Here is a 19,734-nt window from a genome sequence, read left to right on the forward strand (position 1 = left end):
GCGGCGGCGCTTTCGTTTTAGGCACAGGCCCCTCCACCAAAACTTCACCGAAACTTTGCTTCTGCGCAGATTGCAGAACGGCAAAGCTCTAAAGCAATTCTTTCACACCCCTGTTTTCGCGCTGTCACACCGCTCCCGTTAGGTGTGCCCCGACCGCATCTCGCGTCGCATCGTTTGAGAGAACAGGGGTATCGAGTGAAGAAGTCTCTGCTGCTGGCCTCCGCCAGCCTTTTTGCGTTTCCGGCTTTCGCTGCGGAAAATACTGAGCTCGCTATGGCGGATACCGGCGCGAATTCGGAAATCGTCACCATTTATGGCCAGGGCGAAACCCGTCAGATTCAGACGGTGACCCAAGCCGATCTGTCGCTTAAGGAACCCGGCGCCAGCCCCTTCCAGGCGGTGGCGTCTCTGCCGGGCGTGAACTTCCAGTCTTCCGATTCCTTCGGCGCTTATGAGTGGTCGACCCGCATTTCGCTGCGCGGTTTCAACCAGAATCAGCTCGGTTTTACGCTTGATGGTGTGCCGCTCGGCGACATGTCCTACGGCAACTACAACGGCCTGCACATCTCCCGCGCCATTTCGTCTGAGAACATCGGCCGCACCGAAATCGCCCAAGGCACCGGCTCGCTCGGCACCGCCTCGACCTCCAATCTCGGCGGCACGCTGGCCTTCTATTCCATCGACCCCAGCGACAAAATGGGCCTGACGGCGTCGACCTCTTACGGCAGCTTCAGTTCCCTGCACGAATATGTCCGCCTGGATTCCGGCGAACTGCCGACCGGCACCCGCGCTTATGTCAGCTACAGCTTCCAGCAGTCGGACAAATGGAAGGGCGACGGCCTGCAGAAGGCGCAACTGATCAACGGCAAGGTGGTGCAGACCATTGGCGCCGATGTGACCCTGACCGGCTTTCTGAATTACTCGGTCCGCCGCGAGAACGACTATCAGGACATGTCGCTCGATATGCTGAACCGCTTAGGCAGCGATTGGGATAACATCTCGAACAACTGGCCGCTGGCGGTGCAGGTGGCCAATGCCTATCAGCAGGGCAAGCCCCTGCCGGCGCCTTTCGCCACGGTGGATGATGCCTATTACAACGCCGCGGGCCTGCGCAACGACGTCCTTGGCGGTGTCACGGCCGATTGGTCGATCACCCCGAATCTCGAATTCAAAGTCACCGGCTACGGTCACAACAACACCGGCCGCGGCTTGTGGTGGACGCCTTATGTCCCGACCAGCGCCTTCATCCCCGGCGGCGCGCCGATTTCCGTGCGCACCACCGAATATTCCATCAGTCGTTACGGCACCATTGCCTCGCTGGTCTACACGCTCGACAATCACGAGATCGAAGGCGGCGTCTGGTACGAGAACAACAACTTCCGTCAGGCGCGCCGCTATTATGCGCTCGCCGCCGATGGCTCGGGCGTGACCAGTCTGCAGTTCCCCTCCAATCCGATGGCGACGCAATGGGCCTTCGCCTTCAACACCACCACGCTGGTCTTCCACCTGCAGGATAGCTGGAAAGTCACCGATGCCTTGAAGGTCAATTTCGGCTTCAAGACCCAGACGGTGAACAACGGCGCGCACTTCCTCGCCAATCAGGTGACCGAGCCCTTCAAATCGGGCCTGGCCGCGACCCAGTTCACCGGCGGTAAGATCAAGACCGATAATGGCTTCCTGCCGCAGGCCGGCGTCAATTATCAGATCGACGAGAGCAACGAAGTCTTCGCCGATTACTCCAAGAACCAGCGCGCCTTCGTGAGCGCGGCCACCTCCGGTCCGTTCTCGACCACCCAGCCGGGCTTTGATGCCATCAAAACCACGCTGAAGCCGGAAACCTCACAGACCGTCGAAGCCGGGTATCGCTTCAACAGCGAAAAGCTGCAGGCGCTAATCGCGGGCTATTATGTGATGTTCAAGAACCGCCAGCTCGCCACCCAGGCCGGCGCGGGCATCGTCGGTGCTCCGTCCGTGCTATCGAATGTCGGCTCGGTGACCTCGAAAGGTATCGAAGCGGCAGCCACCTATCACTTCACCCACGAGCTGTCGCTCTCCGGCTCCTATTCCCTCAACGAGTCGACCTATGATGATGATGTGACGAACGCCTCCGGCACTGTTCTGATGCACACCAAGGACAAGACTACGACGGATGCGCCCAAGCACATCTTGAGCGTCGCGCTGGGCTATGACGACGGCGCGCTGTTCGGCAACGTCAACGTCTCGGCCATGAGCAAGCGCTATTTCACCTATGAGAACGATCAGTGGGTGAACGGCCGCACACTGGTGGGCCTGACGGCAGGCTACCGCTTGCAGACCGACAACTTGCTGGACGGCCTTGAGCTGCAGGTGAACGTCGACAATCTGTTCGACGAAAAATACATCTCCACCATCGGCTCCAACGGCTTTGGGGCCAAGGGCGATAACCAGACGCTGCTGCCCGGTTCACCGCGCGCGGTCTTCGTCAGCCTGAAAAAGAGCTTCAATTAAAGTAGCTTGTTTGTCAGGGGCGCTGACACGGGCAGCGCCCCTTTTCTTTAGCGGCCAAAGCTTTCAGCCGCAGCCACCGCTTCCGCCGACAGCTGCGGCGCGTTTACGAAAGCCGCATCGGCGCCGACTTCGATAATACTGGTTTTGCGCCCCGGATCAGAGAATTGGCGGATGGTTTTCAAGGACACGCCCGCCGCGATCAGGGTGAGGGCGACCTGCTTGACTTGGGCCAAGGGCACATCGCGCCCGAACCACACCGCATTGGTTCCCACCCGCGAGATATATCCCCTGCCCGGCACCACCTGCACCGCGTAGCCAAGATTGGAAAGCTTGGGGAAGACCACCTTCTGATTCAGATCTTTCTCGAAATTCTTGGCGTAGAAGGTGACGGTCACTGGCGCCCGTCCCTGACCCGACGCAACAGTCTGGGCGAGCTTGTCAGCCTTCAATCCCTGCACAACCTGGCTGGCCGTGACGGAGCGCTGTTGCGCGATTCCCAATGTTTCCGCGCCCACCGCGGTGAGGGCTTTGTTTTCGGCCAAAAGCCGTTTCTTGGCAGCTTCCAGATTTGTGATCTCGTCGCTGACATGGGCCTTTTGGGCATTCAAGCGGTCCACCTCAACGGTAGCTTGCCGCACCGTAAAGACCGCGAAGGCCAGCGCCCCAATGATGATCGCCGCCCCTGCCCCGGTGACCAGCGAAGCGCGATGCGATTTCTGCCGAATCTCCGCCAGCGCTGCCGGGTCCATCCCTCACCCCTCCGGCTTGGTATATTGCTGCTGAAGCAGCGCGAAAGCCTGATCCCACATATGGAGCAGACGCCCAATCGAATAGGTGATGAGGCCCGACGAGCCGAAGAGCGCCGTGACCACCGCATAAAGACTCATGCCGTTCTCGGAGGGCTTGAGCAGCAGCACCACAGCGCTAGCGAAGAGCATCAACAGCGCGATCACATTGACGGCAAGATAAGTGTAGCGCTCCACGCGGAAAAGGCTGAGCATTTCGCGCACGGCACTCAGCTGCTGAGCTGGATCCGGCATAGGAATCCCTCGATTCATCTACCCACGTATCACGGGAGGCAGTATTTATGCGGAGCCGACAGTTGTAAAGGTTGACGTTGTTACTTGGCTATTTCACCCGCAGAAAGGGCGGACCGAATTAATGAACAGGCTTTCGATTCTGGATGCCCCACGCGGCAATGGCGCCGCGCTGGAAGCGGGCAAGGTGGTGATGCTGCCCAGGGGCGGCTTTACGTTGTTACCCACAGAGGAAGCCTTGCGCGATCCGGCCCTCTTGGGCGGGGCCAAGAACATCTCGCTTTCGCCGGATGGCAAGGTGAAACACACCGCTGCGTCAGGAGACGCGCGTGACAGGCTTGCCGCGTTGATGGCGCGCTATGCCGATTTCGCGACCGCGCTGGTGGAGACGATCGCTCCGGCCTATCGCGGCAAGCTTGTGAGGGGGCGCACCAGCTTTCGCCCGGCGGAAATCGAGGGGCGCAAATCCACGGCTCTCGCAGACGACACACGGCTGCATGTCGATGCCTTCCCCACTATGCCGATGCGGGGGCGAAGAATTCTGCGTGTCTTCGCAAATGTGAACCCCAGTGCGGCGCGGGTTTGGAATCTGGGCGAGGATTTTGCGGCAGTAGCGGAGCGATTTATTTCGCAAATCACGGTCAAACCTGATGCATGGCATGCCCTTCTCGCGGGGCTGAGGATCACCAAGGCGCGTAGAAGCGCTTATGATGACGTGATGCTGGGGCTGCATGACCGCGCCAAGCTGGATGAGGCCTATCAAGCGACTTGCGATAAGGAACGGGTGGAGTTTCAACCCGGCTCAGTCTGGCTTTGCTATACCGATCAGGTGATGCATGCGGCCCTTAAAGGCCAGCACGCGCTGGAACAGACCTTTTATCTGAACCCCGAAGACATGGAAGATCCCTCAACCACGCCGCTGGCGATGCTGGAAAAGATGATGGGACGGCGGCTTATTTAGCACACGCCACAAGGCTCTTATCCGTGCCGATGAGCAGAGTGCCATTAAGCTCGGCGGCGGCGCGGATCTCTTCGCCTTTCTTGGCATAGAGAAGCGTTGCAGTTTTCGGCGCACCATTCTCGAGGCTGACGCGATAGACTTCCGCGGCCCCAGTTTTAGGACGCGCGGCGACGATCAGGCTGTCATCCGGCGCGGTAGAGATGTGCAGCGGGCCCGATGGGAGCGTGAGCGCGACAGGATTTTCCACCGCGCCGGAAAAATCATTGCGGGCGATCGCGACGAGGCTGCGCGGATAATCCTGCGCGATGAAGAGGCGTGCATTATCAAAGGACAGCGCAAGGCCGCTGGGCGTGTTGAGATGCTCGGCGACATTCACGAATTTCATGCCATCGAACCACATCAGATGCGCGCGCGGCAAAAGCAGGGTGTTGTCAAGAAAGCGCCCGAACGCGGTTTTGCTTTCGCTGCGATTGACGACATAGAAGCGCTCAGGATCGGGCGCGGCGATGGCGGCGGGATCTGTCAGCATATCGGTGGTGACCCGCCCCACCTCTTCGACCGCATCCGGCTTGACGCGAAAAAGCGCGATGGCGAAGCGGCCTTCGTCTTGCGTCAGCACGGTGCGCAAATAGGTTTCGCCGGTGACGGCGCGCGACAGCGCCATGGCGCGCACATCGAAGGATTTTGGCGTGCCGGAGAGCTTCGTCAGCTTGCCGCCGTCAAAAACATACAAGGCATTGCCGGACGCGATATAGGCGGATTTGGTGTTGGCCGTGATATCGCCCACCGGCCCCGCCAACACGCGGCATTGGCCCGGCGAGGTCTCATGCACGCCGTTGAAAAGCCCTTGCGCATTGGCGAAACGATAGGCCGCTGCGACGCCCAGCACCGACACCATGGCGAGCGCGGTGGCGCCAATCCGGCGAAGGCGATTGGACTTTTTCATGGGAGACCCCACTTACTGTGCCGCCGCCGCAAATTGCAGCGCAGCGAGGCGCCCGTAAAGACCGCCTTTAGCCACAAGCTCGTCATGGCTGCCTTCAGCGACGGCCTTGCCGTCTTCCATCACCACAATGCGCTTCAGCTTTTGAATGGTGGCAAGGCGATGGGCGATGACAAGGGTGGTGCGGCCCGCCATCAGATTGGCAAGACCTTGCTGCACCAGACGTTCATTCTCCGCATCCAGCGCCGAGGTCGCTTCATCAAGGAGAAGCAGCGGCGCATCGCGCAACATGGCGCGCGCAATCGCAAGGCGCTGGCGCTGGCCGCCGGACAGGGTGATGCCACGCTCGCCGAGGCGCGTGTTGAACCCATCGGGCAGCTTCTCGATGAACTCGAGCGCGGCGGCGCCTTCGGCGGCATTGCGCACGGCCTCATCATCAGCGCCAGGGCGGCCATAGCGGATGTTATCGGCGATGGTGCCGGAGAAGATCACCGGGTCTTGCGAAACCAGCGAGATATGTTTGCGCAATTCGGTGGGATCAAGCTCGGCGATATCGGTGCCATCGAAGGAAATCTTGCCCGATTGCGCCGCGTAGAAGCGCAGGAGCAATTGGAAGACGGTGGATTTGCCCGCGCCCGAAGGCCCGACCAAGGCGACAGCCTCGCCCGGCTCCACGCTCAAGGACATCTCATCCAGCGCGGCGGTATCGGGGCGCAAGGGGTAGCGGAAGGACACATTCTCGAACCGCACCGCACCCTTGGCCGGCGTGATCAGCCTTTTCGGATTGGCGGGCGGAGTGATGGCGGGCTTGGTTTCAAGCAATTCGACGAGGCGCTCCGAGGCGCCCGCGGCGCGTTGCAGATCGCCCCACAACTCGCTCACCGCTGCGAAGGCACCGCCGACCAGAATCGCATAGATGATGAACTGCACGAGCTGGCCCGGAGACATAATGCCCGCCAGCACTTCCTGCGCACCAACCCAGCCGACACCGACAATGCAGCCGAAGACCGCGAAGGTCGCCACCGCCGTCATCACCGCGCGGGCGCGGGTGCGCAGGATCGCGATGACAAAGGACTCTTCCGTCGCCTTCGCATAACGGGCGCGCTCGTCATCCTCACGGCTGAAAGCCTGCACAGTAGGAACGGCGTTCAAGGTTTCGGCGGCGTGGGCGCTGGTATCGGCGAGGCGGTCCTGGCTCTCACGGCTCAATTTGCGCACCCAGCGGCCAAAGGCGATCAAGGGCAGGATGACGACGAAGACCCCTGCCACCACCAACGCCGTGAGCTTCCAGCTTGTCAGGAACATCAGCGCGATGCCCGCTACAGCCATCAAGACATTGCGGATGGCAAAGGAAGCTGAGGAGCCCAGCACGGTCTGCACCAGGGTGGTATCGGCAGAGAGCCGCGACAATACCTCGCCCGTGCGGGTGACCTCGAAAAAGGCAGGCGTCAGACCAAGGACATGATCAAACACGGCCTTGCGGATATCGGCAGTGACACGCTCGCCGATCCAGGTGACGAAATAAAAGCGGGTGGCGCCGGACACCCCCATCGCTCCCGCCGCGGCCAGGAAAAGGAAGAAATAGTGCGAGATTTCCTCGATCCGGGAGGCGGAAAAGCCCTGATCCACCAAGCCGCGCAACATGGCGGGCATAATCAGGGTGGCGGAAGCTGCCACCACCATGGCGAGTACAGCCCCAATCAAGGGGCCCCGGTAGGGGCGCAGGAACGGCAGCAAAACCCTTAAGGGCTTGAGGGAACGGCCTTTTGCCCGCCCTTGGGCGACATATTGCACCGTTTCCGCATATTCCGCACCAGACTGCGTCATTCCTGAAAGCCCTTCCGAGAGGATGACGCCTATATAGGCCTTGGCGACAAAGGTTAAACCCAAAGCGCGCGATTTGGCCCGGCATTGCAGCTTCTTAGGGGCAGAAAGCCCTTGATAGATTGTCCGCTTGCGCTTCTGGCCCCTTTCCCCTATAAGCCGCGCCTCTTTACGTGAAAAAGGTCCGGCGCCATGAAAAAGGGCATTCACCCCAACTACCATTTTGTGAACGTGCAGCTGAACGACGGCTCCACCTATCGTACGCGCACGACCTATGGCGAAGCCGAGCAGAAGCTGCTCCTGGACATCGACCCCACCACGCACCCGGCTTGGACCGGCGGTCAGGCCCAGCTCCTCGACCGCGGCGGCCGTCTGACGCGCTTCAACAAGAAGTTCGGCGGCTTCGTGAAGGCCTAAAGCCTTACACGCTTGGCGTATGCGAAAAAGGGGACCGCAAGGTCCCCTTATTTGTTTTTAGGCCGAGGTTGAAGCGGCGCCTATTGGATCGAGAAAGCCCGCTCCAGCATGGCGAGCGCGCCGCGCGCACCGGCAGGCGCCTTCTTCTCGCCGAACAGCACATCATCAAGGCGCGCGATGCGGCGATAGAGATTGTCGCTGCGCGCCAAAAGAAGCTGCAGGGTTTTCGGCAAGGTCTCTACGCCCTCATCGGCGGCACCGCCGAAACAGATTTCCTTGGAGCCCAAGCGATAGCGTTCGCTGGCCGCGTCCTCAGGCTTCATCTCACCCTCGTGCACGGCGCGCTGCACCAGAAGCCAACTTGCGGCCTGCATCAGGCGCGTGGTCACGCGCATGCTTTCGCCCGCATAAAGCAGCGCTGTTTTGCGCGGCAGATTGCGCTGCTCATCACGGCCAGGACCATCGAGATAGCGCGCGGTCTCTTCCACCAACGACATGCCTTCATCGAAGGTACGCTGGAACAGCGCTGACCCCGTGAAGGATTGCAGCGTGAGATCGCGAATGTTCTCGTCGTCGTCTTCGTCGAGATATTCCATGTTTACCCCATGCCCCGCGCCCGCGTACCAATACCAGCACGCTGATGAACAAGAGGCTATCAACTCGCACACCGCGCGCAAGACGTAAGAATGCGAGAAAAAGCGTTAACACTCTTATCGGTGGCCGCGCCGCCACGCTTTCCTGTTTGTATTAAGGATAAGCCAAGCGTTAACGGATCGGAGGATCATCCTCCGCTTTGATCACCGTTTGAAGAACGCATCAGCGGCGGAGCGTGTCGACTGTCGCGCGAGGATGGCAGCCTCACAGCGTTCAACCTCTTCCTTCAACGCGGCGATGCGCGCCTTCAGCTCGAATTCAGAGAGGGTGGAGAGGTCTTGGCCGATGAGGATTTCCGGGGCTTTTTTGCGTGGCAGGAGTTCTTCCGGATCGATCGCCATGGTGTATCCTCCTGCTGCAATGCTCTCTTAATGTGGGCAGAGTTTCCGCCGTTACCCCACCTCAACGCAAGGTGTTCCATGCGCGCCATTAGCATTCGCAACCCCGGGCCGGACTATGTGCTGGAGTTGACGGAGGCGGAAACGCCACGACCCAAAGGGCGCGAAATCCTTATCAAAGTGGTGGCCGCGGGGCTTAACCGCGCGGATGTGTTGCAGGCACGCGGTAAATATCCGCCGCCGCCCGGCGCATCGCCCATTCTCGGCATGGAGGTGGCAGGCATCGTCACCGAGACCGGCCCCGCAGTACAAAATTTCAAAGCCGGCGATAACGTCGCAGCGCTGATCCCCGGTGGGGGGTATGCGGAATATGCGCTGGCGGAAGAAGGCTCCACCCTCCTCGCCCCCAAAGGACGCAGCCTGACAGAGGCGGCGAGCCTGCCTGAAGCCTATTTCACCGTCTGGACCAATCTGTTCGACACCGCGGGGTTAAAGCCCGGCGAGACGGTGCTGATCCATGGCGGCTCAAGCGGCATCGGCACCGCCGCCATCCAGCTTTGCAAGGCGCTCGGCTGCACCGTGATCGCCACGGCGGCGGGCGAAAAGAAAGGCATCTGCTGCGGCCAGCTCGGCGCCGATTGCGTCGTCGATTACACCAAAGACGATTTCGTCCGCACCGTGAAGGATTTCACCGGCGGGCAAGGTGCCGATGTCATCCTCGATATGGTGGGCGGCGATTATATCGGGCGCAATTTTCAGGCCGCCGCCTTCAAGGGCCGCATTGTGAATATCGCCTTTCAGAAGGGCGCCAAGGCGGAAGTCGATTTTTCCTTGATGCTGCTCAAGCGGCTGACCCTCGCAGCCACCACCCTTCGGGGGCGGACCCCGGCTGAGAAACAGACAATCCGCGATGCGGTGCAAAGCGAGGTCTGGCCGCTGATCGAAACCGGCCGCATCAAGCCGGTGATCGACAGGGTATTTCCCCTGGCCGAAGCGGGTGCCGCCCACGCCCGCATGCGCGAAGGCAGCCATATCGGCAAGATCGTGCTGACGGTGTGAATCTGCCGCCTATTTGCCCTTCTTCATGCGGGTCTTGCCGTCGAGCACCAGCACGCCGTTGTCCATCACCCAGCGCATGGCAACCGGCGCGGCGCTGGATGGCGAAAGGGTCAAGACATCACCCGAGACGGCATAGCTGCCTTGATGAGCGGCGATGATCGGGTTCACACCACTGGGATAGGTCTTCAAGGCTGCAGCGGTGAATTTCGAGGTGAAGCTATAGGTCCCCGCCTTGTTCAGCGTCAGAATCATCACCGCGTATGAGATGCCGTCCTGTGTTCCACTCCACGTGCCGAACAGCTTATCGGCTGAGACAGACGGCGCGGCATTGGGGGCGAGGGACGACGGCGCCACGCCATAGGTTTTCACATTCGCCGGTTTGGCACCCGCGTCGCTCAAGAGCCGCACAATCTCGGAGCGGTGAAGCTGGGTCGCCATGGTGATCGGCGTTGCACCCGTTAAATCGGCGATTTCGAGATTGGCCTTGCGCTTGATCAGCACTTTTGCGGCGTCGGGCTCATTGGGAAAGACGGCGTAATGCAAGGCGGTGGCACCGCGAGCCTGGCTTTTCAGGTCGATCGACGCGCCATGATCGAGCAGCAGCGCGACCATGTCGGCGTGGCCGAATTGTGCCGCCAGATGCAGAGCCGGAACGCCGCCGAGGCCGCCCGGCAAACTCTTCTGCAAGTCGAGATTGGGCTTGAACGATAGGAAGTAGTCGATGAAGCCGCGAATGGTCCGGCCATCCTCGCCTTTCAAAGATAGGATCGCGGCATCGAGCGGTGTCAGGCCCTTGCCGGAGACGCGGTTGATGTCGGCGCCTTTCGATACGAGATAGTCCAGCACGGCGCGGTTCTTGTGCAGGAAGGTCGTGGTCAGGATGGACTCGCCCTCATTATCGGCGATGTTCACGGCTGCCCCGTGCTCGCAGAGAAGTTTGACTGAGGCGAGGTCTTCAGCTTCAGCCGCATACCATATCGCGGCGTGGCCGAAGCGGTTCTTGGCATTGAGGTCGATGCCCTTGGCCTCTGTTACCAGCAGCCGGATGGCATCGGCGTGGCGGTATTGCGCCGCCTTGATGAGGGCGGTGCTGCCGCGCGATTCCGGCATATCGTCCGAAATATCCCTGGTATTTACCGCAGCGCCCATTTTCAGCAAGGTGCTGACGATCTCTGTTTTGCCCATGGCCGAGGCCAGGATCAGCGGCGTGCGCGTCCACGAACCCATGTCGTTGTTGAAGGTGCCGCGCTTATTCACATCGATGCCCGGCGCCGCCAGCAGTATCTTGGTGATCTGCGCGTCTTTCTCCCGTATCGCGCGGTTGAGCATGGTCTCGCCATTATAAGTCGCGTTCACGTCAGCGCCGTTCTGCAACGCTGCACGCACACCTGCCACATCGCCGGTTTGGATCGGATCGTAAAGCGGTGGCTTGGTCTCGGCGATCGCTGTCCCCGAGAACGATATGCCCGCCACGGCCAACGCCAGCGTGGCCGCGTAAATCATGCCCTTCACGTGTATCCCCCAGATGCCCCGCGCAGATACCTCCGCGCCGCCTTCCCCTAAGATTTGCGGTGCTAAAAGTGCCCCCGAGGGAATGTACATAAAGGTTTTGGGGTTTACAAACGGGCGGCCTTCGCGTGTGGGCGGCCCCCATGCCATGCCGCCGCCCCGCAACCTCACCGGGCAGAGACGGCATGAGCCCTAAAATGGGGAGAAACATCCCCTTTCCTTCCGGGAAAAACCCCGGTAAAAGCTCTGCCATTCCTCGAAAAGGGTAAGCCTTGAGAGGTCGGTGGGAGGGTGACAGCTTCCCCGGCACAGGGAGAAAATTATCATGGCCGCTGACAATAAGCCTTTGATGCCCAAGGCCACCGCCGTCTGGCTGGTGGACAATACCTCGCTTTCCTTCGACCAGATCGCCGATTTCTGCGGTCTGCATCCGCTCGAAGTGAAGGGTATCGCTGACGAAGACGTCGCCAAGGGCATCCGCGGTATGGACCCGGTTTCGGCCGGTCAGCTCACCCGTGAGCAGATCGAAGCCGCCGAAAAGAACCCGGTTCTGCGCCTGAAAATGGCCCCGCCCAAGCACAAGATGCCGCCGGTAAAGCAGAAGAAGGCGCCGCGCTATACCCCGGTCTCCAAGCGCCAGGACAAGCCCGATGCGGTCTATTGGATTCTGCGCAATCATCCCGAAATGGCCGATGCCGACATCATCAAGCTGATCGGCACCACCAAGGCGACCATCCAGAAGATCCGCGAGCGCTCGCATTGGAACGCCACCAATCTGAAGGCGGTCGATCCGGTGACACTGGGCCTGTGCAGCCAGCTCGAACTCGACTTGGCCGTGTCGCGCGCCGCCACCAAGCGCCCCAGCGCGCGTTCGGGCAAGGCGGGCACCACCATCATGCCGCTGGATGGCCAGCCGCATCGCGCCCCGGCCGACGAGCCGGAAGAACTTCACGAAGAGGGTGAGGAAGAATAATCAGGGCTTTACCGCCGACATGAGGGCGAGCGGACGGCCTTCCAGATCATTGAAGAAGGCCATCCATTCTTCCGTGCCGTCCTCATGGCGGTGAATCCTATGCGGCGCGCCAAGAAAAGCGACGCCGCGCGATGAGAGTTCCTCATAGGCGGTTTGAATATCGGGCACGCGGAAATAAAGGATCGATTCCGCTTTCACCCCGCCTTTCGACAGAAATAGCCGCGTGCCACCGCAATCAAAGAACGCAAGCTCCCCGAATGTATAGAGGTGCCTGAACCCCAGCACCTCGCCATACCAGCGCATCGAGGCGGCAATGTCTGCCACGCTGCGCGAAATCTGACCGATCGATCCGAGCTGCATCTCATCCTGCCTTTCCTGTTTTGAAAGCGCCGAGGCGCGCTCCACGCCGCGAAACGCGCGCAACTGAGCCCGGTTCTGAAGCCCCAGCTTGGCCAGGATATTAGCCAGATGGTACTTGACCGCGTTGACGCTGAAGCCGTGACGCGCCGCAATGTCCTTGTTCGTGAGCCCATGCCGGACCGAATCCGTCACCCGCCATTCGGCAGGAGTGAGCGCATCCAAATGAGGCGGGCGTCCACGCGGCATGGGTCGAGCCTAGCAAAGCCAGGAGCGAATTACCCTACCCACATGCAAAAAGGGCGGCGCAATGGCCGCCCCTGCAAAAGTCACTTGGTGAATTCGAGCCGCGTTCAATATTCGGTGCCGGTGAAGGCACGGAATTTGTTGAAATCGGCCACCTTGGCCTCGGCTCCCGATTTCGGCGTCAATGCTTCCAGCGTCTTTTTCATTTCAAGATCACGCTTCTTGCTGGGATCCAGAACCGCAAAGCTCGTCTGGTGCTCGATCAAGAGCACGTTCGGGCCCGGGCCGGTATTGCCAAAACGGCAGCTAGGGCGCGGGGTCGTGCTTGGGCGCGACAAGCTCGAGGGTCGAGGGAGAAGCCTCTGGCGGCAGCGGCGTGAAATGCTCCTGCATCGGCGGACGCGATTTCTGCGTCAGGCGGAAGAGCGTGAAGACCAGCATGCAGCTATGCACGGACGCCGTGAAGAAGAAGAGCGCGCGTGCACCGAAAAGATCCATCACCGAGGCCGCGAAGGTTGGCCCGATCACCGAGGCGATGGAGTTGATCAGGAGCAGCGTCGCTGAGGCTTCGACATAACCGCCCTTCGGCATGCGGTCATTGGCATGGGCCACCGACAAGGCATAGAGCGGCAGCATGAAAATGCCGAAGAGGCCGAAGCTCCACAGCATGGTGTTGCGGTCGTGGCTATCATAAAGCGCGATCAAGATACCTGCCGTCGCGGCCAATGCGCAGGTGCCCGCCATGACCCAGCGCCGGTCGATATGATCGGAGAGACGCCCGACCGGAATCTGCACCAGCGTGCCGCCCATGGTGAAAGCCACCATGAAGAGCGCGACATTGCCGCTCGAGAGCCCCTGGCTTTGGGCATAGACGGGCGCGAGCGTCCACATCGCATTGTTGGCAAAGCCCACCGCAATACAGCCAGCCACTCCCACGGGCGAGATGCGAAACAAATTCCAGGGGCGAAGTTTGCGCACCGGAGCGGGCGCGGGCTGTTTCAAATCGGTGAGCCCGACCGGCACCAGGCACAGCGTGTAGAAGATCGTCGCCATGCTGAAGAGGACAAAGCTTGAGGGCCGTGCGGTGGCGAAGAGAAGCTGGCCCATCATCATGCCGGCGAAATTCACCCCGAGATAGGCGGCGAAGACGACGCCGCGGGTCTCGTTCTTAACCTTATCATTCAGCCAGCTTTCCAGCGTGATGAAGATATTGGCGGCGGCAAAACCAAACAGCGCGCGCAAAAAGAGCCATGCGAAATCGGCCACGAAGATCGACATGATCAAGGTGACGGCGGCACAGAGCGCAGCGCAGACGCTGAAGGTGCGCACATGGCCGACACGGTTGAGCCAGCGCGGGCCGGTGAAACAGCCGAGCACGAAGCCCGCAAAATACGCCGAGCCTATCAGCCCAATGGTGAGGGTGGGAAAGCCTTCGAGATGGGCGCGCACCGGAATGAGGGTGTTGAGCAACCCATTCCCGGTCAGGAAGATCAGCGTCGTAAACAGGATGGTGGCCAGAGAGGCCAGTTGTGGGACCATGCGCTGATCCTTGACCCCGCCTTGGGGCAACTTCAAGGCGGGGCGAAGCTTGCGATGTCGCTACATCACCACGGTGACGAGCACGATGCCGACCACCACCGCCACCAGGAACACGATCAGAGCCGCTTCCATATATTTATCGAGGATCGCCTGCGCCTGGGCCCCGAAGAAATGCACCAGGAGCCCCTCGATCACAATGAAGCGCACGCTGCGGGCAAGGCAGGCGAAAAGCACGAAAGCCAGAAGCGGAACATTGGCGAGACCGGCCGAAATCGTGACAAGCTTGAAAGGAATGGGCGTGAGACCCTGGATCGCGATCCAATACGCATTGGCGGCATAAAGCACGCGATAAGGTTCGACATTAAAATGGAAGGCCGCCGCGATGGGCTTACCGATAGCTTCCCAAGCGAGGGCGCCGATGGCATAGCCGAATAGACCGCCGATCACGGACCACAGCGCGCACCACGCCGCCAGCCGGAAGGCACGCTTGCGGTCGGCCAGCATCATCGGCAAGAGCATCACATCCGGCGGAATGGGGAAAAAGGAGGCTTCCGCAAAAGCAAAGGCAGCCAAAGCCCACAACGCATGCTTGCCTTGCGCTTTTTCCATCATCCAGGCGTAACCGCGCCGGATAAGGCCAGTCTTCTTGCCGGCTGCTGAATCCTCGATCATTTCCGCTCACCCCTCTTGGACGCCCCTTCGTAGCAACCCCTAAGCGAAGCGTCCATGCCTGTTGCTGGCGCCTGCGAGACACGCGCGCCACGATTTTGCCGCAAAGAGAAACATCACACGCGGAAGTGAAGTTGACACGCGCCAGCCTTCACGCGCTGCGATAACCAAAAAAATCTCGCCATGAGGGCATGGGGTGCGTGTGTTTTCGGCTTGAAATTAAATATTCCGTACGCGTAGTTAGTTCGCACGGCGACAACCCATTCCCGCGGCTAGAGCCGATTGCTGCATGCGTGTCAGTGAGTCTGTATGTCACCTCAACCGAGACAGTATTTTCCTGAAATCACAAGCGCGTCGGCTTTTCAAGAAGTTGCGTCGGCAAAGGGCTGGCCGATCATCTGTGATGAGAAGCTGCGATTCGATTCGCCCATGCTGCACGACATGCTTGCGCTGTGGCAGAAGGAAGCCGCAGGCGGCATTCCCGAACGCAATGCACTGACCGCGCGCAAGCTGCAGCCCTTCATGCGCGACATCGCGATTTATGAACGCAATGGCGAAGGCCTGCAGCGGCGCTATCGCGTACGCCTGATGGGCAGCGGCATCGTGCAATATTACGGCGAACTGACTGGGAAATATTTCGAAGAAGCCATCCCGGAAAAGTTCCAGGAACGCTGGTACGCCTCAGCCGATCTGGCCTTGCAGACGCAGAAGCCGATCCGCTTGATCCTGCGCGCCGATACCTTCGAGAAATCGCATATGACGGCGGAATACCTCTATGCGCCGCTGAAGGCCGATGGGGGCCTCGTTAAATTCGTTCTGGTCGGCATCGCCTTTGATGGCAAACGATCCTGGGCGACCGTGGAAGCCGAAGAGCGCCAGAAACAAGAACAAGGTTAATACAGCGCGGCATCATTAGCCGGGGGCTCGACAGGTCTTATATTTCGATATATGTAGAAATATAGAACAGGAGAGCACATGGCCACACGCGACGAGGACATCACCCGCTTCGCCGATATGCTGTCCGCGATGGGGACGGAGCCGCGGCTGCGTATCGTACGGCTGCTTCTGACCGCGCACCCCGTGGGCATGGTCGTGGGCGAAATCGGGGACGAACTCTCCATCCCCAATTCAACGCTCTCGCATCATCTGGAAAAACTGAAGAATGAGAGCCTCGTCACGGTGACGCGCGAAGGCACGTTTCTGCGCTACGCCGCCAATCATGAGGCGCTGCAAGAGCTGCTCGCGTTTCTTTACGACGAATGCTGCACCCGTAACCAAGTGGTTGAACCCAAGAAAGTGACCTGCTGCCAGGCCCGATAGATCAGGGAGGACATCTATGTCCGACATCAAGGAAGCCGTCCGCACCAAATATGCCGAAGCCGCCAAGCGCGTGAGCGAGGAAAGCTCTTCGTGCTGCGGCGAGAAGAAAAAATGCGGCTCGGCGGAAGCTGTGACCTCCACCCTCTACAACATCGATGAAGTTGGTGCCTTGCCGGATACCGCCGTACTGGCTTCGCTGGGTTGCGGCAACCCTACCGCCTTGGCGGAACTCGCCGCGGGCGAAACGGTGCTGGACCTCGGCTCAGGCGGCGGCATCGATGTGCTGCTCTCGGCGCGCCGCGTTGGGCCCACGGGCAAAGCCTATGGCCTCGACATGACCGACGAAATGCTGGCGCTCGCCAATCAGAACAAAGAGAAGGCGGGACTTTCCAATGTCGAATTCCTGAAAGGCGAGATCGAAGCCATTCCGCTGCAGGATAATTCGGTAGATGTCATCATCTCCAACTGCGTCATCAATCTTTCCGCCGACAAGGACAAGGTGCTGCGCGAAGCCTTCCGGGTGCTGAAACCAGGCGGGCGCTTTGCGGTCTCCGATATCGTAGTGCGCGGAGAGGTTCCCCAAGCCATTAAAGGCGACATGCTGTTATGGGCGGGCTGTGTGGCGGGCGCGCTGCAAGACAGCGAATATAAGGCCAAGCTGGAAGCGGCAGGGTTTACCGCCGTGGGGGTGGAAGCCACGCGCGTCTATGAAGCCGAAGTCGCACGCGATTGGTTCAAGAATAAGGGCGTGGATTTTGAAACCGTGGCGCCGCTGATCGACAAGAAATTCGTCAGCGCCTTTATCCGCGCCGTCAAACCGCGCCCGCCCTGCTGCTGCGGGAGCAAATGATGCGCGCACCATCCAACGCTTGCTGTGTCGGCGGCCCTGACCGCGAGATGCAGCCCCTTGCGGGGCGCGTGGTGTTGGCAATCGCTTCTATTTACGGAGCCATCGCCTTCTTCGCCTATGCCGTAATGGTCCTCCATCCCTAGTCACAGGTGTCCCATGGCCGAGAAGGTCTATAATGTCTTGTTCCTGTGTACGGGCAACTCCGCCCGCTCTATTCTTGCGGAGAGCATTCTGAACAAGGATGGAGCGGGACGCTTTCGCGCTTTTTCCGCCGGAAGCCACCCCAAAGGGGACGTTCACCCTACCGCCCTTAAAGTGTTGGAAAGCTTTGGCTACCCAACCGAAGAGGCGCGATCAAAAAACTGGGATGAATTCGCCACGGCGAACGCCCCCAAGATGGATTTCGTCTTCACCGTTTGCGACAACGCCGCTGGCGAAATTTGCCCCGTATGGCCGGGCCAACCCGTCACCGCCCATTGGGGAATTGAAGACCCGGCAGCCGTAGAGGGTTCGGATTTGGAGCGCGAGCGCGCCTTTGTGCTGGCCTTCCGGTACCTGAAGAACCGCATCACCGCCTTTCTGTCGCTGCCCATCACCAAGCTGGACAAGCTCGCCCTCACCCGCGAGGTGGAAATCATCGGCGCCTCGGACGGGGCAACGGCGAAGGGCTTGAAGGCCACGATCTATCACAACCCCGATTGCGGCACCTCGCGCAATACGCTCGCCTTGCTGCGCCATTTCGGGGTTCTGCCGCATGTGGTGGAGTATCTGAAAACCCCGCCGTCACGCGCTGAGATCGAAGCGATCCTGGCCAAAGCCGGTCTCAGCTTGCGCCAAATCCTGCGCAAGAAAGGCACGCCTTACGCCGAGTTGGGTTTGGATGCAGCAAGCGATGACGCACTGTTTGAAGCCATTGCCGCGCATCCCATTCTTCTCAACCGCCCCTTGGTGGTGACGGGCAAGGGCGCCGCGCTCTCTCGCCCCTCTGATGTGGTGCTGGATCTATTGCCGATGATGCCGGGGATTGATCTGAACAAGGAAGATGGCGCGCCGTTTCTGCGCGATGTGCAGATCGGCGGTGACGATGCCGGTCTGATCGCCGCCTTGCACGATGAAAAGCTGGCGCTGGACGATTTGCGTGAGCCTAACCGGCGCTTCTTTGTCTATCGCACGCTTTCGGGTGCGGTGCTGGGCTATGGCGGCTACGAGCTTTATGGCGCGGATGTTTTCCTGCGCTCCATCGTGGTGCTGTCCGAAGCGCGCGGAAAAAAGATTGGCCGTAACATTGTGCCGCTTCTGATGTATCGCGCCTATCGCGAAGGCGCCAAGACGGCCTGGCTTCTCACCACCACGGCGAGCGATTTCTTCGAGAAGAACGGCTTTAGCCGCAAGACCCGCGAGGACGCGCCGCAAGCCATCCTTCAAACACGCCAAGCAAAATCGCTCTGCCCGGCGAGTGCAACCCTCCTCTCCAAGAAGATCAGCTTCTGATGTCAAACTTCGAACGCTATCTCACCCTCTGGGTGGGGCTTTGCATTGTCGCCGGAATCGCGCTCGGACAAATCCTGCCGGGCGCATTCCAAGCTATCGGGGCGCTGGAGATCGCCAAGGTCAATCTGCCGGTGGCGGTGCTGATCTGGCTGATGATCATTCCGATGCTGCTCAAGATCGATTTCGCCGCATTGAAAGAAGTAGGCCAGCATTGGCGCGGCATCGGCGTGACGTTGTTCATCAACTGGGCGGTCAAACCCTTCTCCATGGCGTTGCTGGGCTGGCTTTTTATCGGCACGCTGTTTCGCCCGCTTCTGCCCGCAGCCCAAATTGACAGCTATATCGCGGGGCTGATCCTCCTCGCCGCTGCACCCTGCACCGCGATGGTGTTCGTGTGGTCGAACCTGTGCAAAGGCGAGCCGCATTTCACCCTGACCCAAGTCGCGGTGAACGACCTCATCATGGTCTTCGCCTTCGCGCCCATCGTGGGGCTGTTGCTCGGCCTTTCCGCCATCACCGTGCCTTGGGACACGCTGGTCCTGTCGGTGGTGCTTTATATCGTTGTGCCGGTGATCGCCGCGCAACTGATCCGGCGCTCCATCCTGGCGGCAAAGGGCGAGGCCGGGCTTGCCGGATTGTTGAAGACGCTTTCGCCCATCTCGCTGGTGGCGCTTCTGGCAACGCTGGTGCTGCTGTTCGGTTTCCAAGGCGAGCAGATCATCGCCCAGCCCATGGTGATCGCGCTGCTGGCGGTGCCAATTCTGATCCAGGTCTATTTCAACTCCGGGATCGCCTATCTTCTGAACCGCATGGCGGGCGAGCAGCATTGCGTGGCGGGACCGTCGGCTTTGATCGGTGCCTCCAACTTTTTCGAGCTTGCGGTGGCCGCCGCCATCAGCCTGTTCGGCTTTCACTCGGGCGCGGCACTGGCCACGGTGGTTGGTGTGCTGATCGAAGTGCCGGTGATGCTGAGCGTGGTTTGGACCGTCAATCACACCAAAGATTGGTACGGCAAGGTGCGCGCGGCCTGAGATTACTTGCCTCAACCCTCTCCGTCTGC

General features: G+C 60.2%; 21 protein-coding genes. 10 read left to right on the plus strand and 11 right to left on the minus strand.

The annotated features are described in order from the left end of the window. The first annotated feature begins 195 nt into the window (after nucleotides 1-195). Nucleotides 196-2,487, plus strand: coding sequence for a TonB-dependent receptor domain-containing protein (locus FHS83_RS05660; RefSeq protein WP_208414245.1), 2,292 nt, complete (start codon nucleotides 196-198; stop codon nucleotides 2,485-2,487). A 47-nt stretch (nucleotides 2,488-2,534) separates the two neighbouring features. Here FHS83_RS05660 and FHS83_RS05665 read toward each other — a convergent pair whose 3' ends face one another. Beyond that, complete coding sequence (locus tag FHS83_RS05665) at nucleotides 2,535-3,236, minus strand: hypothetical protein (RefSeq protein WP_167081739.1); 702 nt, start codon at nucleotides 3,234-3,236, stop codon at nucleotides 2,535-2,537. 3 nt (nucleotides 3,237-3,239) lie between these two features. Then, nucleotides 3,240-3,527, minus strand: a complete 288-nt coding sequence (locus FHS83_RS05670; RefSeq protein ID WP_167081741.1) for a hypothetical protein — start codon at nucleotides 3,525-3,527, stop codon at nucleotides 3,240-3,242. A gap of 121 nt (nucleotides 3,528-3,648) precedes the next feature. Between FHS83_RS05670 and kdoO the strand changes: the two genes are divergently transcribed. After that, entirely contained in the window at nucleotides 3,649-4,485 is an 837-nt protein-coding gene (gene kdoO, locus FHS83_RS05675; RefSeq protein WP_167081743.1) for a Kdo hydroxylase KdoO, read from the plus strand. On the opposite strand, the gene FHS83_RS05680 is transcribed toward kdoO, so the two are convergent. Both FHS83_RS05680 and FHS83_RS05685 read right to left on the minus strand, forming a co-directional pair. After that, a complete protein-coding gene (locus FHS83_RS05680) occupies nucleotides 4,478-5,431 on the minus strand; it encodes a hypothetical protein (protein WP_167081744.1) in 954 nt (317 codons plus the stop codon). The two genes, kdoO and FHS83_RS05680, sit on opposite strands and share 8 nt — an antisense overlap. A gap of 12 nt (nucleotides 5,432-5,443) precedes the next feature. Continuing rightward, a complete protein-coding gene (locus FHS83_RS05685; RefSeq protein WP_167081746.1) occupies nucleotides 5,444-7,255 on the minus strand; it encodes an ABC transporter transmembrane domain-containing protein in 1,812 nt (603 codons plus the stop codon). A gap of 189 nt (nucleotides 7,256-7,444) precedes the next feature. Here FHS83_RS05685 and rpmE point away from each other — a divergent pair, with 189 nt between their 5' ends. Continuing rightward, nucleotides 7,445-7,669: a 50S ribosomal protein L31 gene (gene rpmE / locus FHS83_RS05690; RefSeq protein WP_167081748.1), complete on the plus strand. Its 225-nt coding sequence runs from the start codon at nucleotides 7,445-7,447 to the stop codon at nucleotides 7,667-7,669. Nucleotides 7,670-7,749: 80 nt separating this feature from the next. Here rpmE and rcdA read toward each other — a convergent pair whose 3' ends face one another. Both rcdA and FHS83_RS05700 read right to left on the minus strand, forming a co-directional pair. Beyond that, nucleotides 7,750-8,265 (minus strand): protease adaptor protein RcdA, encoded by a 516-nt coding sequence (gene rcdA / locus FHS83_RS05695; RefSeq protein WP_167081750.1) that lies wholly within the window; start codon nucleotides 8,263-8,265, stop codon nucleotides 7,750-7,752. A gap of 201 nt (nucleotides 8,266-8,466) precedes the next feature. Further along, on the minus strand, nucleotides 8,467-8,664 hold the full coding sequence (locus tag FHS83_RS05700) for a DUF1192 domain-containing protein (RefSeq protein WP_167081752.1): 198 nt from the start codon (nucleotides 8,662-8,664) through the stop codon (nucleotides 8,467-8,469). Nucleotides 8,665-8,742: 78 nt separating this feature from the next. On the opposite strand from FHS83_RS05700, the gene FHS83_RS05705 reads away from it, so the two are divergent. Then, nucleotides 8,743-9,720, plus strand: coding sequence for an NAD(P)H-quinone oxidoreductase (locus FHS83_RS05705; protein ID WP_167081754.1), 978 nt, complete (start codon nucleotides 8,743-8,745; stop codon nucleotides 9,718-9,720). Nucleotides 9,721-9,729: 9 nt separating this feature from the next. Here FHS83_RS05705 and FHS83_RS05710 read toward each other — a convergent pair whose 3' ends face one another. Then, nucleotides 9,730-11,223: an ankyrin repeat domain-containing protein gene (locus FHS83_RS05710; protein ID WP_243846294.1), complete on the minus strand. Its 1,494-nt coding sequence runs from the start codon at nucleotides 11,221-11,223 to the stop codon at nucleotides 9,730-9,732. 331 nt (nucleotides 11,224-11,554) lie between these two features. On the opposite strand from FHS83_RS05710, the gene FHS83_RS05715 reads away from it, so the two are divergent. After that, nucleotides 11,555-12,202 (plus strand): DUF1013 domain-containing protein, encoded by a 648-nt coding sequence (locus FHS83_RS05715; RefSeq protein ID WP_208414246.1) that lies wholly within the window; start codon nucleotides 11,555-11,557, stop codon nucleotides 12,200-12,202. Here FHS83_RS05715 and FHS83_RS05720 read toward each other — a convergent pair whose 3' ends face one another. From FHS83_RS05720 to FHS83_RS05735, 4 genes are all read right to left on the minus strand, one after another. After that, a complete protein-coding gene (locus FHS83_RS05720; RefSeq protein WP_167081758.1) occupies nucleotides 12,203-12,808 on the minus strand; it encodes a LuxR C-terminal-related transcriptional regulator in 606 nt (201 codons plus the stop codon). A 104-nt stretch (nucleotides 12,809-12,912) separates the two neighbouring features. Continuing rightward, complete coding sequence (locus FHS83_RS05725) at nucleotides 12,913-13,077, minus strand: hypothetical protein (protein WP_167081760.1); 165 nt, start codon at nucleotides 13,075-13,077, stop codon at nucleotides 12,913-12,915. Between the two features lie 34 nt (nucleotides 13,078-13,111). Further along, the gene (locus FHS83_RS05730; RefSeq protein ID WP_167081762.1) at nucleotides 13,112-14,344 is read right to left on the minus strand and encodes an MFS transporter; all 1,233 of its coding nucleotides are present in this window, start codon (nucleotides 14,342-14,344) and stop codon (nucleotides 13,112-13,114) included. A gap of 60 nt (nucleotides 14,345-14,404) precedes the next feature. Continuing rightward, the gene (locus FHS83_RS05735) at nucleotides 14,405-15,016 is read right to left on the minus strand and encodes a YqaA family protein (protein WP_167081764.1); all 612 of its coding nucleotides are present in this window, start codon (nucleotides 15,014-15,016) and stop codon (nucleotides 14,405-14,407) included. Nucleotides 15,017-15,442: 426 nt separating this feature from the next. On the opposite strand from FHS83_RS05735, the gene FHS83_RS05740 reads away from it, so the two are divergent. The 5 genes from FHS83_RS05740 to arsB all read left to right on the plus strand — a co-directional run bounded on the left by FHS83_RS05740 (nucleotide 15,443) and on the right by arsB (nucleotide 19,705). Continuing rightward, nucleotides 15,443-15,910, plus strand: a complete 468-nt coding sequence (locus FHS83_RS05740) for a PAS domain-containing protein (protein WP_167081766.1) — start codon at nucleotides 15,443-15,445, stop codon at nucleotides 15,908-15,910. 78 nt (nucleotides 15,911-15,988) lie between these two features. Beyond that, nucleotides 15,989-16,333, plus strand: coding sequence for an ArsR/SmtB family transcription factor (locus tag FHS83_RS05745; protein ID WP_167081768.1), 345 nt, complete (start codon nucleotides 15,989-15,991; stop codon nucleotides 16,331-16,333). A gap of 16 nt (nucleotides 16,334-16,349) precedes the next feature. Next, nucleotides 16,350-17,183 carry an arsenite methyltransferase gene (locus FHS83_RS05750; RefSeq protein ID WP_167081770.1) on the plus strand — a complete coding sequence of 278 codons (834 nt, stop codon included), beginning with the start codon at nucleotides 16,350-16,352 and terminating at the stop codon, nucleotides 17,181-17,183. A 156-nt stretch (nucleotides 17,184-17,339) separates the two neighbouring features. Next, nucleotides 17,340-18,674, plus strand: a complete 1,335-nt coding sequence (gene arsN2, locus FHS83_RS19895) for an arsenic resistance N-acetyltransferase ArsN2 (RefSeq protein WP_167081772.1) — start codon at nucleotides 17,340-17,342, stop codon at nucleotides 18,672-18,674. After that, nucleotides 18,674-19,705 (plus strand): ACR3 family arsenite efflux transporter, encoded by a 1,032-nt coding sequence (arsB, locus tag FHS83_RS05760; RefSeq protein WP_167081774.1) that lies wholly within the window; start codon nucleotides 18,674-18,676, stop codon nucleotides 19,703-19,705. The genes arsN2 and arsB overlap by 1 nt, the downstream gene beginning before the upstream one ends. Nucleotides 19,706-19,734: the final 29 nt, after the last annotated feature.

Source organism: Rhizomicrobium palustre, assembly GCF_011761565.1.
GTDB lineage: Bacteria > Pseudomonadota > Alphaproteobacteria > Micropepsales > Micropepsaceae > Rhizomicrobium > Rhizomicrobium palustre.

Excerpts from the sequence above, each read along its gene's own strand:
- FHS83_RS05665 (WP_167081739.1), bottom strand. The coding sequence starts at position 3,236 with ATGGACCCGGCAGCGCTGGCGGAGATTCGGCAGAAATCGCATCGCGCT.
- FHS83_RS05670 (WP_167081741.1), bottom strand. The coding sequence starts at position 3,527 with ATGCCGGATCCAGCTCAGCAGCTGAGTGCCGTGCGCGAAATGCTCAGC.
- kdoO (WP_167081743.1), top strand. The coding sequence starts at position 3,649 with ATGAACAGGCTTTCGATTCTGGATGCCCCACGCGGCAATGGCGCCGCG.
- FHS83_RS05680 (WP_167081744.1), bottom strand. The coding sequence starts at position 5,431 with ATGAAAAAGTCCAATCGCCTTCGCCGGATTGGCGCCACCGCGCTCGCC.
- FHS83_RS05685 (WP_167081746.1), bottom strand. The coding sequence starts at position 7,255 with ATGACGCAGTCTGGTGCGGAATATGCGGAAACGGTGCAATATGTCGCC.
- rpmE (WP_167081748.1), top strand. The coding sequence starts at position 7,445 with ATGAAAAAGGGCATTCACCCCAACTACCATTTTGTGAACGTGCAGCTG.
- rcdA (WP_167081750.1), bottom strand. The coding sequence starts at position 8,265 with ATGGAATATCTCGACGAAGACGACGACGAGAACATTCGCGATCTCACG.
- FHS83_RS05700 (WP_167081752.1), bottom strand. The coding sequence starts at position 8,664 with ATGGCGATCGATCCGGAAGAACTCCTGCCACGCAAAAAAGCCCCGGAA.
- FHS83_RS05705 (WP_167081754.1), top strand. The coding sequence starts at position 8,743 with ATGCGCGCCATTAGCATTCGCAACCCCGGGCCGGACTATGTGCTGGAG.
- FHS83_RS05710 (WP_243846294.1), bottom strand. The coding sequence starts at position 11,223 with ATGATTTACGCGGCCACGCTGGCGTTGGCCGTGGCGGGCATATCGTTC.
- FHS83_RS05715 (WP_208414246.1), top strand. The coding sequence starts at position 11,555 with ATGGCCGCTGACAATAAGCCTTTGATGCCCAAGGCCACCGCCGTCTGG.
- FHS83_RS05720 (WP_167081758.1), bottom strand. The coding sequence starts at position 12,808 with ATGCCGCGTGGACGCCCGCCTCATTTGGATGCGCTCACTCCTGCCGAA.
- FHS83_RS05730 (WP_167081762.1), bottom strand. The coding sequence starts at position 14,344 with ATGGTCCCACAACTGGCCTCTCTGGCCACCATCCTGTTTACGACGCTG.
- FHS83_RS05735 (WP_167081764.1), bottom strand. The coding sequence starts at position 15,016 with ATGATCGAGGATTCAGCAGCCGGCAAGAAGACTGGCCTTATCCGGCGC.
- FHS83_RS05740 (WP_167081766.1), top strand. The coding sequence starts at position 15,443 with ATGCTGCACGACATGCTTGCGCTGTGGCAGAAGGAAGCCGCAGGCGGC.
- FHS83_RS05745 (WP_167081768.1), top strand. The coding sequence starts at position 15,989 with ATGGCCACACGCGACGAGGACATCACCCGCTTCGCCGATATGCTGTCC.
- FHS83_RS05750 (WP_167081770.1), top strand. The coding sequence starts at position 16,350 with ATGTCCGACATCAAGGAAGCCGTCCGCACCAAATATGCCGAAGCCGCC.
- arsN2 (WP_167081772.1), top strand. The coding sequence starts at position 17,340 with ATGGCCGAGAAGGTCTATAATGTCTTGTTCCTGTGTACGGGCAACTCC.
- arsB (WP_167081774.1), top strand. The coding sequence starts at position 18,674 with ATGTCAAACTTCGAACGCTATCTCACCCTCTGGGTGGGGCTTTGCATT.